The sequence below is a fragment of the Flammeovirga sp. AWQ4_249 genome, from assembly GCF_056161045.1.
In genome coordinates, this window is the sequence record NZ_JBSWYJ010000006.1 from 107,215 (window position 1) to 120,293 (window position 13,079).

A 13,079-nucleotide genomic window follows, 5' to 3' on the forward strand; every position below is an offset into this window, starting at 1 on the left:
TTTATTTTTTAGTGAACATGAATTATTTAATAATAATCTTTTTCACAATTTGTTCTTGCTGATGTATGATTTTAAGGAAATAAACACCATTAGGGAGATCTGAAACATCATAATCAAAAGTGCTTTCCTCTTCTGTAGATGACTTAATGATTACCCCTAAATGATTATAGATTCCTATTTGTACTTTTTCTTGATCAAAACCAATCAGTTCAATATTCAAATTAGTTCCCGTTACTGGATTTGGATAGATCAATACTTCTTTCGCTTGGTTGCCATTTCTATTTAAATTCACTTGAACTGCTTCAAAAACTTCGTATTGACCATCAAAATCATATTGTACTAATCTATAGTAAGAAATACCGTTGTATGGTTCATGATCTGTCGTCTTATACGTTAACTGAACATTTGAATTTCCTGCTCCTTCTATTTCCTCTACAACAAACCATCGTTTACCATCCTTCGATTTTTCTACTGTGAAGTAATCATTATTTGTTTCGGAAGCTGTAGCCCAGTTTAATCGAACTGTATTCAAAGAAGTTACATGAGCTGTAAATGAGATTAACTCTACAGGTAACTCTGGTGTTTCTACAATTTCCTCGTCAACATAAGCCCATTGGAAACCATCATTGGCGAACTCAACTTCACCTGCATTTATTCTTCCTCCTGCTAATCCACCACCGTGATTGGGATCAAAAGCAGCAATGTAGAAATTAGCCGGTGCTGCACCTTTTCCATAGAACATAAAGTTGTCTCCTGACTTAATTACAGTCACACCATTATGCGTTAAGACAGATGTTGCTCCACCTAAAATTCTGTGCTGATAATTTTCGTCTGAATTATTGAAACCTGTTGATTTTAAAGTTGTTCTATATTTATCTACTTCACTCAAACCAGTATAATCTTTCTGTGCTTTTGTGATAAATTTTAATACATTAGCGACCACAACCTCATCTTCTGTAAAGTAGGGTTCAAGAATCCATCGTCCATCATTTTGAATCGCTTTGACTTCCCTGCCGTCCGCATCTCTTAATGTTTCAGGTCCACTTCCACTATCATATAATGGAATTTTAGTGCTTTCAGTGGGTAAAGTATTATCTTCATGATCTATATAATCTGCCACCCATGTCACATCTACAGGTAAGGTCTCCACAGATAATCCAATAGGATAAAAGTGAGTTGCATTACCGATTGGGAATAGAATATTTCCTTGTGAACCTGCTTTAGTCACAAATTTTGTATGACCAAGAATGTAGCTTTCTTCCGAAAATCCTGTGATGTTTTGAACTTGCTCAATCGTCAAGTTACCCACCACTTTACTTCCTTTTTTAGATCTACTTCCCGATTTTGCTTTACCTCTTATAAAAGTCAGGTAACCTCTAATTTTAGTAGGATCTGTAAAATCAACTATATCATTACTATTCTCTTTGTCAATGATTACATTTCCTAAATTATTACCAGACATTTTCACATTTTGCACTACTTCCCCACCCTGGAAAGAAACTACAGAAGTAATTGTAGGTAAGAATGAAGATGTATTATCTGTGATGGTTAAATCCTTCGAAAGATTGATTTTACCATTGAGGTTTACAGTACTATTATTTTGTACAATAAAATCACCGTTTTGCGTAATTGTTGTGGCATCATCAATAGATAAAATAGCCTCATTTACTAGGAAGTCTTCATTTACGGTAATCGTACTTCCATTGATAGAAAGATTAGCGTTTTCATTTACATCAAATGCACCTAGTGTAATGTTTGTATTATTTAGCGTAAAAGGAATTTTAGTATCATTCCCTGCATCGTCCACAACTTTCAGTGTCAATTTCTTTAAAGATGGACCATCATTTATAATTGAAGAAACGGCAATACCACTCAAGAAATTTGAATTTGTATTCGATAAGTTTAAGATAATCTCTCCTCCTGTAGTCTCATTAAAGAAAGGTAACCAGTTACCATCAGGTTTATTTGTAGTACCCTGCATTTCTAAAATACCAGTACCACTAACCTCACCGAAGTTGCTTAATGCATAATTATTAGCGGCATCTTCTTGGTCAATGATTAATTTACCATCAATGATCAAAGAAGATAATTCTAAGTTATACTCAGTGCCTAAATTAACCTCTACATTTTCTAAAATAGCGACAATAGAACCAGAACTAGGATATTCATCAGCATCTACAGCTACCGGTGTACCTTCTTCATAAATTGGGAATGTAACAGGATTTCCATCAATCATAATCACTTGATCACCGGTTTTATTCAATGGTATTTTATTCCATGAAGCATCACTATTCCAAGCAATTGGATTGGCCAAACCTGTTTTTGTGACATACTTTTGGATACCAGCACTCATATCATCACTTGCTCCTATCGTATAAATTCCCGTTAAGTTTCCATCATTAAGAAGATTCAGAACATTCGTTTTACTTAAGTCAAATGTTACTGTATTCGCCGCTTCATTGATTACTCCTGATTCTCTTTGCCATGCCAGAGACCCTTCATAAAATACTACACTTGAATAAGTAGATTCATCAGCCGTAGTTTGTAAAATATCTTGATCAAAATAAGAGAAAGATACTTTTCCTTCGAAGTTATCAGGAACAGCAGTTTCATTACCATTGACATCCAAAGAATACAATAACCACGTGTAATCTAATACTTTTGGAGTAGCTACATCCGACTTCACCAGACTAGGATAGAAGTAATCTAAAGCCAATACTTTTATAAGATATTGTTCACTATCACCTACACTTGTATTTCCTGATAAATCCAATACAATTGGAGAATATTTTTTTACATCATTAATTTCGGTACCAATTGGAAAAGTAAAACCTGCTAGACCTTTTCCGACAAACTCCTTAATTACACCACCATCTTTTAATTCTCCATTAAGAACTATCATTTTATTTTCATCAAAAGCTCCTGTAGAAGAAAGTGAAGCCTCACTACCTATCATTAAAGTATTGTCTTCGATAAAGAATATACCTTCATCAAATTTTAAATCTTTATTTATTTTTAATGAATAAAAAGCATTTTCTGGAGAGATATCATCTAAGTATAATCCATTTGGAACACTGATTTCCATATTATCAAATTCACCGATATCAGAGGTTAATTGTTGAATAATGCCGCTTTCCGCATCAAAAACAATATAATACCCTCCATCTGAAGTATTTGAAGAAGAAACTCTTCCAAGAATAGATTGGTTAGCACCTTTCAATCTTACATCTACTCCTTTTGCATCACCGTCTCCATCAAGATCAAGTTCCGCTTCAGTGGCCACAAATAATTCCTCATTGATATCAATTGAGGTAGATACAAATGGACCTACAAATTGCAGTTTACCTTGATTCACTGATAAGTTATAGAAATCATGATCAATATCCGACCCTGTGTAGGTAACAGTTCCTTCACTTCCTTCATCAAAGTCAAAATTTAGATGTGCCCCTGCAGTCGCGGTCCATTGTCCATCATTATTAATATTTGTACCATTGAGTAATGTAAATGTATTATTTACTTGATGAATTTCTGCAGCAGTTTCTAGATTTACAGCATTCAGTACCGTTACATCTGTGATAAAAGTGATTGAACCATCCTGAATATCTAAGAAGGGTAAATTGGAAATAAAGACATTAAAATCTGTAGCTTCAGAAGTATCGATAATCCAACGTGCATTTTCACCATATATAAGGTTATTCTGAACATAATTTTCAGTATCTATAAAATAAGCAGCATCGTCTAGACCACTACCACCTTTGACGGTAAAGCTATTTTCATTGACTATATAATTGAAGTTTAATCTAAATTGAGCATTTTCATCTCCAAGCAAATGTAAGACTCCCATATCTTCATATTCAGTAGGAATATCTTGTCCCCCAATTGTCACAATTCCAGAGTTATGTGTAAAACTTAATACTCCTGCATTTGTATTTCTATTTACTCTAATTTGACCGCCAATATCTAAAGTTGAGATAAATTTTGGTGTTACTCCATCTGCCTGATATACATTTTCAATATGAATAGCTGCATCTCCGGAAGATCCATATTCGATGAAGTTATAATCCGATGCATTACCTGTATTTAAATAAGCACTTCCTCCAATTAATTCAAGTACTCCGTTTAGTTGAATACCTGCTTCTTCTCCAGTAACTCTAATAGTTGAACCATTTTGGATTGAAAGTTTTGCTGTAGTGGGGATTATAAAATCATAATCGACCATCGTCCCTGACTTATTCAAATCTAAGGAGATGTTCTCATTATTAAGAATTGCTGTTCCCGTATTTAATACAAAATTTTTATTTTCGTTGGTAAGTGTTGTAGAAGTAGGATCTAGAAATTCAACATAAGAAATAAAAGACACTTCATTCTCTAAGTTCTCTTTATTAATTTTTACTTTACCAAATTTTATTGCAGCATTAGTAAATGCCTGGTAATCTATATCATGATTAATTGTTGAATTAGAATTTCCATTAAAAGATGTTGTTACTTTTGTCTTTTCAGAACTCCAATTAATAAAAGTATTAGATAAATTACCTGCTCCTTTTAAAATAATTAAATCACCTGAAATATTAATAAAGTGTTCAACATCAGGTTTTCCATTATCTGCAAAACAATAAGTACTTGCTCCTGTAGCATCTTGGTAATTGTTTAATACAAAATCCAAACAATTAATTGTTGTTGATGTTGCTACATTATTAGTGAAAATCAACGCTCCTTTCCTCCATGCCCCTAATTGGAAAGTTTCTTCTAAATTGATAGCCTTATTATCTGATGTATACCCTATAAGTAAAGTGGTTAGATTGGAGATTGTCAAAGATTTAGAATTAAAATCTTCAAATCCGATATAACATTGATTATCAATACTAGAACCATTAAACATTACATTAGGAAAAACATCAACACCATCAGGTTTTGTAAATGGTATAATTCCTGACTCTGCCATTCTAGCGTTTAACAATGAATTTTCTTGATCAGCCCAATTTCCATAGTCTCCATAAAGGTTTCCATTTTCACTGGATGTTTGGAAATAATATACCATAAATTCGGCTTGTCCATTGACAACATCAGCTGTTAGGGATGAATTTTTAGTCACAAATATTCTAGATCTTTTTGAATCAGTATTATCAAAATTTAATCGACTACAGGCTACATCATCACCATCTTTTATATGTATACCTGGTATTCCATCCGTTGTAGTACCCACAAGGTCCATTTCATCCACATCAATAAAAACTACATCGTTTTCTAAAGGGTAAGATGCTGCAGGTGTTACGAATGAACCATCAGATAGTAATTCTTTCCAATTTGTATTATCAGTCCATGAATATCCTTCTTCATTACTCTCATCTACTCTCCAATAAAAAATCTTTGGTGAACCAATAAAAGCTTGACTTGCACCTACTGTTAATGACGCATTCTCTATTGAAATAAAATTTTCATTACCTTCCCAATCATTTTCAAAAGGTATTTCATAAAATGAATCTGCAACATATCCTTCACTTCTTCTTGGATTATTTTTAGATAAATTATTTGAACTCACCTGATTCCTTTCATAGATAGATATATTCCTGCCCAAATCAACAGAAAGTCTATTGGCTGTCAACTCATCTCCATTAAGGACTTTACCTGGAAACAATACAGATTCTATTTCTGTTTCTGAAAATCCATAATTAATGAAATCATCAACATCAATATGTCCTACAAATTTGACTTTAGGATAATTTGTAATAGAGGTATCGTCAAAATTTTCTCTTTCAACTTTCCAATAAAAAGGAGTAAGGTCATAGTCATTATCAGCGATAGTTAACTTTGAGGCAACTGCGCTTACTGAAATAAAACCACCCTCTTCTACACTTGGTAACTTAAAACCTCCCATTCCATCAGATTCAAATTCTAAACGAATAGGATCATAAACAGTAGTGCCATCTGCTTTTTGATAGCCAATAGGATAGACCACTTCTAAGTTCCCACTTCCATTAGCAGATCTATTTCTAGCAGTATTTTCATCAATTCTAATGGATACTCCTTTATCAGAGTCACTCCCATCTGTCATGATAAAATTATTATAAGTCTTAGTATCCTCTACAAATGTTCCTAATTTGCCTAGAAGATCTAACTCATCAAATTTTAATTCGTTTCTTCCAATGTAAATTGTTCCATGCCTATAAAACCCTCTTTGGATATGAGTATCCCCTGTAAAAGTTAAGCGATTATCATCTGCATTAATCTTTAAGTTTCCTAATTTACCACCTTCTTCAACATTAATAATTTGATCAGAAGGTCTCAATTTGATCAAAGCCTGTTTTGGAGTTACACCACTTTCATAATAACCTAACTGTCCTGTAGCTCCAATATTTACTTCATTTGTATAAATACGAATTGAATAATCTGATTGATTTATCAGACCATTTTTAACATCCAATTCATTCATGACTCTCATGATATTGCTATCATTTTGATCACCATCTTGCCCTCCAACATAGTTACCCTTATAATCAGTATCGGATGCTTTGGTATGACTCTCATGAGCAATTAATGATAACCTTGCATCACTTGTTTTAGTTCCATCATATGTAACATCTTTATCCAAAATAAGATTATAAAAATAGATTTCATTGTCTTCAGCATCATCATCAGAAACAATGTCATAATTCAAATTAATCTGACTTGGTGTAGAACCGTTAAAAATGATAGTACTTTGATTTCTTTTATAATCAGAATTAGAGCTTTTGTAGGTAAATGCATCCTCTTTATTAATCTTTAAGTCTCTAGAAATTTCTACTGTATGATCACCAGTATAAAATTCTGTTGAAACCTCTAATGTACCTACTATTTTAAGGTCTTCATCAATAGTTATATCACCATCATTTTTTGTTCTAAATTTAATAGGCTGAACACTCACATGACCTTCACCTTCAATAGTCAAGTTGGGTAGAGGTGCTACTGAACCAATTAAAATTTCTTGATTTTCTTTTGTGATAATGGTGATTTTGGCATTATCTGAAACATTATAATTACCATCTCCAGTAGCAATGAGGATCCCTCTTTCTGATAAGGCCGTATTGCCATGTGTACCATCCATTATGATTTCACCTCCTGTCATAATAAAGGAAGTAGTGGAATAAGGAAGTGAAAAAGGTTGTTGATCATCATACCAATTATATAAGCGCAAAACACCCCCTGTTATTTTGAATTCTCCTTGATGATCTGCACCGTTATAGGAAGTACGGAATTGTCTCATTTTAGCCACTCCACCTTCTTCGATTAACATTTTTCCTCTTTCATAAATTACAATACCATAATCTGGCCCTTGACTTTCATCGGGATCAACTAGGCTTCGTAACATATTTAGAGTACCTGATTTTACATGAATTTCACCATACAACAAAAGAGCAAGTGCTTTACTTCCTCCATTATCACTGCTGTTAATACCCATGTAAGCAGATGCAGTTACACTATTTAATTCTAAAATAACATCTTCTGAAAGTGTACAATGATCGTTCGTTTTATTTTTATTTAAATCAACTTCTATTTCATCTCCTAAAATTAGAGTTCCTTTGATTAAGTGTTCTAGTAAATTATCATTTGTTCCTTCATTATGATTAATCACAAAAGTAGATTTCTCTCCACTTTTTAATAGCACAGTTTGTTGTTTTAAATCTTTCTCTAGTTCAATATTATTGACTTCAAATGAACCTTTGACTGTACCTAATTCATTGATTGACCCTTCAATTATTTGATCATTTGCTCCTTTGAAAAAGAGTGTGCTATTCCCAAATTCAACGTCTCCTTTATTTAAAAAATCACCATATAATGTAATATCTCTACTACTTCCATTGTCTGAGATAGAAGTTGATTCTGCTAAAAGTATATCTCCATAAACCACAACAGTTGAGGAGTTTGAAAGTGTTACACTTCCTTCTTCAATTTTAATTTGGTCATTTATCGTAAGATCTTTAACTACTAAATCACCAGCACCTCTTTTTACAAATGATGAAAAAGTATAATGAGCATTAAGCGTTAAATCCGTGTCATTATCAAAGATCAATGTACCTTGCCCTGTATTACTGAATCCTCGATCAATATCCGTAAAAGAACCTGTAGGAATAGAATTTTCATTTTCTACAATAATATCACCTTCACCTCTTACAATATCAAACTCAGCTCCCGTCACTGCTGAAGCTATGGTTAATGAACTACCGTTTGCGATGTCTAGTAAACTGTATTCTGTTATAGCAACCGAAGTGTTGAGATAAAGCTTTACACCATCTTTTACATAAATTTCATCTCCATTAGAAGGGAGTGCGAGAGCATCATTTTCATAAGATCCAGAAGCGCTTAGTGTCCAATTACTTGGTGAATTCCAATCCTTTAATCCATCATTACTGTTATTATAAGTATACCATTTTGTTTGTGTGTATACTGGTAATGAGAGGAGTAAGAATAAAAAAGTAATAACACTTCTCGTTTGAAGTTTTGATTTTAGGCAATGTTGATTCATTAGAAAAGTCAAATTTGTAGGTAATGAAAAAATCATATGATAGTTGCAATATTAATAGTCAAAGAAAGAGTTAAAAACAACTACCTATATCTATAACGATCTTAAATTAATTAAATTATTTCTTTAAATAGATCTAATAAGATTATAAGTCAAAAATAGGTCAATATTTGATAATAATTGGTGAATTTTTCGTCATTTTTCATGACATTAATAAGACTACAAGTCTTATATATACCATTGATTATCTGATTATTAAATTTACATCAAGTACTACTATGATAATAAATTGATTAAAATAGAAAAAAGTATATTTATTTTTTAAAATACATAAAAAAAACCTCTATTCTAATTGCTTCGTCTAGAGGTTTTATTTAAATGATTTGCTTACTTAGTTGGATGGAATAAGATTGGATAGTCCAAGTTCTGTTAGTTTACCTTCAGGTCTTCCTTTGTGTTTTACCTCACGTTTCCATTCTAAACGAGTTGCTCTTTCTTTTGAAATAGCCACTCTTTTTTCCATGAATTCCCCCAATTTTTCCATGTCATCTTTCACTAAAAAGCCTTCTAACGCATAATCATTAGTTTCACGCATCCAATTTTCCATTTGTCCTCTTAACTCTTTTATAACATGAGCATACTTTGGATCATTGATTAAATTGTGTTGAGCGTAAGGATCATTTTTTGTATCATATAATTCTTCAATAGTTCTGTAATTCAAGAAATCAAAACGCTCTTTTACTTCTTCATGTTCTTTTGAAAGCTTAGCGTATGTACCATATGATCTGTACCAACGACACTCCATGATTGCATTGTAATTACCCGTTCCCCATGCATTAAAAATATAAGCAAAGTCTTTGGTATGAACTGCACGCATTGGTCTAGGGTCTGCAGTTGGTCCTTCATTATGCTCTACAAAAACATATTCTCTTTCTTCTTTCCCTCCTTTCAAAATATTTAGAAGTGAATGTCCTGACAACGGACCTGGAATTTCTGTTTGGGTCGCCTCTAAAATTGTGGGCATCATATCGATGGCTGAGATCATATGCTTTTTATCTCTTTTACCCTTCTTTATTTCTCCTGGCCAAACTACTAACCAAGGGGTTTTCACACTTTGAGGATAAAGGTTTGATTTTACAAAAGGAAAAGCCATTCCATGATCTGAAATATAGACGATCAACGTATTTTCTTTCATACCTGCCGCATCTAACACTTCTAAAATGTCACCTATACAATCATCTCCTCTTCGTACTGTATTATAATAATCTGTCATTTCCTCTTTAAAATTGTCATACTGAGGAAGCACTGGGTGAACAGGGATTTCTTCTTGATCAAAAATTAAAGAAGGAGGATTTTTGTCAAAACCTTTCTTTGTTTTTTCGCCTCTATAAAAAGGAAGGTGAGGATCTTGTACATTTACAGAAGCATAAAAAGGTTTGTTTGATGCTTTGGCCTCTTCTAATAATGCTTTAAAAGCCGTCTTGTATTTATTGGCAGTTCTAGAATTTTCAGTATCAAAATCAGCTACAAAATCCCAGTATTTATCTTCATTGTTTGTTGGCGTTGAATCAATTACTTTTTGAATAATACCCGTAAAATATCCATTGTTTCTTAAGGCTTCAGGTAAAGTCGCTTGAGGAAAATTCACACTAAAAAAACCTTCCATACCACTATTATGAGAATAGTTACCTGTATGGAAAACATTTCTGGAAGGACAACAACTTGGTGCTTGTACATAAGCGTGCTCAAACAATACACCTTGTTCAGATAATTTATCAATATTGGGTGTGGCATTTTTCACCTTTGAACCATAGGTACCAACAGAATCAAAATTTAAATCATCTGAGGTAAGAAAAAGTACATTAGGTCTTTGAGCCATTACCGTAAATGGCGTAAATAATACTAAAAATATGCTAAGTGTAATGACTTTATTTCTTTTCAAAAATTTCATACTTTTTTATACGTTGATATTAAGTTCGTCACGTTTATTTCAATAAGATAAACTTACTTTCTTTTCGATAAAAAAGGGTTGAGTATTGATGCATACTCTTTTGAAATATGGTCTAATGATGGTTTTCGTCAGTTTTTTTTATTTTAAATAAGCTATTGGAGTGAACATTTTAAAATTAAAATAGATTACAATTTTCTCGTAGTAAAATGTTGATAAATGATTCATTCATATTCTCAACTTAAAAAAAAATTCCTCATACTCATAACATTATGTATATACTAATAGTATTTTTAAAAGAGTTATTTATTTTTTAATAATTTTTCGAATATTATTGTCCTATAACTCTTTATGACTTTTTATTTTTTTATCTATATATTTTTTTAATATGATTACTATTAAACGAACTCTTCAAGTTCTTTGCCTTACATCGGCTCTTTACTCATGTACCACAGAGGATCCAGGTATAATTCTTCCTGATAATCCTGATACGTCATTGGAAGATGATAATTCTGATAATGGTTCTACAGGAGATGATACTGTAATTACAGCTAATGAACTCTTTGATGCTACTTGGGATGTAACTGATTCTGACATTTTCACTTCCATCACATTTACATCAAATGGTCTTGTTACTGTTAATGGAGAAGATTCAGGAAGTCGTATGAAAAATAACATTTCTGAAGACATTATTTTCTTTGGAGAATATACTGTTGATTCTGATACTGAAATTACTTTAGTAGATTTTGGTACACTTACAATCTCTAAAAATGGTGATTCAATTTCTATTAAGTTTGTTTCAGAAGACAATGGTGAATCTATTACCGTAACAGCATCTATTTCTGATAAAGTTGTTACTGATAGAACAAAGCTTCTTAATAATACTTGGGTAGCTGATGATCTATTAATGTATTTTACGACAGATGGTAAATACATTTCAGATGAAGGAAATGGTACTTGGGAATGGTCTACTGATAATCTAATTATTGCTGATGGAGAGGAAGAGATCACTATTGTCTCTCTCACTGAAACAGAATTGGTTCTTATTTCTGATGGTGAAACAATTACCTTTACAGTCATTTCAAAAGAAGAATTTTTAAGTCATTTATATGATGAAGAAGTTGATAATGATGACGAAGATGTAGCTACCGTTACTTCATTGGGTAAAGTGCAATTAGATGGTGAAGAATTATTTGATATTGCTCAAACTGATTTCTGGCAATACACATATGGAAACGATAACTCAGGTAGACTATATGATGTTTTAATCTCAGATCAACCAATTGAAAATATTGAAGAATGGGATGATGAACAACATGATGGTTATTTCATTATTTTAGATATTGCAACATCTAATGATAATCCAACTAATTTGATTGGAGATTATACTCATGATGCTGCATATCATGATTCCAATGAAAATGTACCTAATTACTCCATCATTAACATTGGAATTTACAATGGAACTAATCAAACAGAAGTTTTATCTACATTTAATGATTACACTGTTAATGTCCAAGACTTTAAGATATCTATCAATGAAGATGGACAGTATTCTATTAGTGGAACTATTTCAGGAAATGGTAAAACTGTAACTATCGATTTCGATGGACCAATCAATATTACTCAAGAGTAATTTGAATTTTTGATATTAATAAATTAACTCAGATTCTATATTAATTTATGGAGTCTGAGTTTTTAGTATTATATAATGCAATACAAAAAAAGCACCGAGAATTCACCCGATGCTATTTTTTTGCCAATGTATAACAACTTTAACGAGAAGGAATACTATCAGGCATGTCTATAATATTTGCACGTAGACAGACATTGATAAAAGAGGCTGCAGTCCATAGTTGGTCGCCTGAACCATAAATTTTACCTGAAGGTAATTTTACAATTTCATGAAACGTACCAAATCCTGTTCCCCAATGATTTTTACCATTACCAATTTCGGTCCCTAAGGTTCTTGCTAATAATGCAGAGTTATAATCTGTATAACTTTGTCCTTCTGCTACTTCTTTTGCCCACAAGAAAAAAAGTACTTGCAAAAGGCCATGAAGCTTGATTATGATTTCCTTTATTTGTAGATAAATAAGGGTGGATATAATGGAATCCCTTTGCTTTTAAGTGGGTAGTTACCTACCATTTTCTTTGCTTCTTCTCCTTCTACAACATTGTGCAATACTGCTAAAGCACTTCCTAGATTGTGTTGATTGTTTTGCACTTTACCTGTGCGATCTTTATAATAAACAAGTGTACCATCCTCATTCATCAATTCTTTTTTAATTGCAATATATAATGCTTTTGCTTTTTGAGACCAATAGTCTTGTTTCTCTTTTGGAAGACCTATATTCTTCGCGGCTTTTGCCATAATGTTTAATGCACCATAGTAGATACAATTGGTAGAGGCTCCTTTCAATAGAACACAATCTTTAATAGTGTACCCTTTTGGATATCCTGAACTTGTTGGGTCTTGGAACGTTGGTTGTGCTCTATATAATCCATCTGTAGCATCTAACCAAGGCTCATAGTAGGTATTGAAAAAATGTTCTCCCGTTTCGTACAACCATTTTGTAGTCTTTTCATAATGTCTGTATTTTTAATTTCATTTCTGTATACTATTACTCATTC

The 13,079-nt window shown here is 32.4% G+C and carries 5 protein-coding genes; 1 reads left to right on the forward strand and 4 read right to left on the reverse strand.

Annotation, left to right across the window (positions count from 1 at the left end; translation table 11 throughout):
* Positions 1-22 precede the first annotated feature (22 nt).
* Positions 23-8,500, reverse strand: coding sequence for a T9SS type A sorting domain-containing protein (locus ACXAHM_RS07230; protein WP_474959743.1), 8,478 nt, complete (start codon positions 8,498-8,500; stop codon positions 23-25).
* A gap of 388 nt (positions 8,501-8,888) precedes the next feature.
* Entirely contained in the window at positions 8,889-10,448 is a 1,560-nt protein-coding gene (locus tag ACXAHM_RS07235; RefSeq protein WP_474959744.1) for a sulfatase family protein, read from the reverse strand.
* Between the two features lie 385 nt (positions 10,449-10,833).
* Between ACXAHM_RS07235 and ACXAHM_RS07240 the strand changes: the two genes are divergently transcribed.
* Entirely contained in the window at positions 10,834-12,081 is a 1,248-nt protein-coding gene (locus tag ACXAHM_RS07240; RefSeq protein WP_474959745.1) for a hypothetical protein, read from the forward strand.
* Between the two features lie 139 nt (positions 12,082-12,220).
* Here ACXAHM_RS07240 and ACXAHM_RS07245 read toward each other — a convergent pair whose 3' ends face one another.
* Both ACXAHM_RS07245 and ACXAHM_RS07250 read right to left on the reverse strand, forming a co-directional pair.
* Complete coding sequence (locus ACXAHM_RS07245) at positions 12,221-12,496, reverse strand: hypothetical protein (protein ID WP_474959746.1); 276 nt, start codon at positions 12,494-12,496, stop codon at positions 12,221-12,223.
* A gap of 29 nt (positions 12,497-12,525) precedes the next feature.
* A complete protein-coding gene (locus tag ACXAHM_RS07250) occupies positions 12,526-13,014 on the reverse strand; it encodes an alpha-L-rhamnosidase-related protein (RefSeq protein ID WP_474959747.1) in 489 nt (162 codons plus the stop codon).
* Positions 13,015-13,079 lie beyond the last annotated feature (65 nt).

Coding starts and splice junctions, on each gene's coding strand:
- ACXAHM_RS07240 (WP_474959745.1), top strand. CDS start 10,834: ATGATTACTATTAAACGAACTCTTCAAGTTCTTTGCCTTACATCGGCT.
- ACXAHM_RS07235 (WP_474959744.1), bottom strand. CDS start 10,448: ATGAAATTTTTGAAAAGAAATAAAGTCATTACACTTAGCATATTTTTA.
- ACXAHM_RS07230 (WP_474959743.1), bottom strand. CDS start 8,500: ATGAATCAACATTGCCTAAAATCAAAACTTCAAACGAGAAGTGTTATT.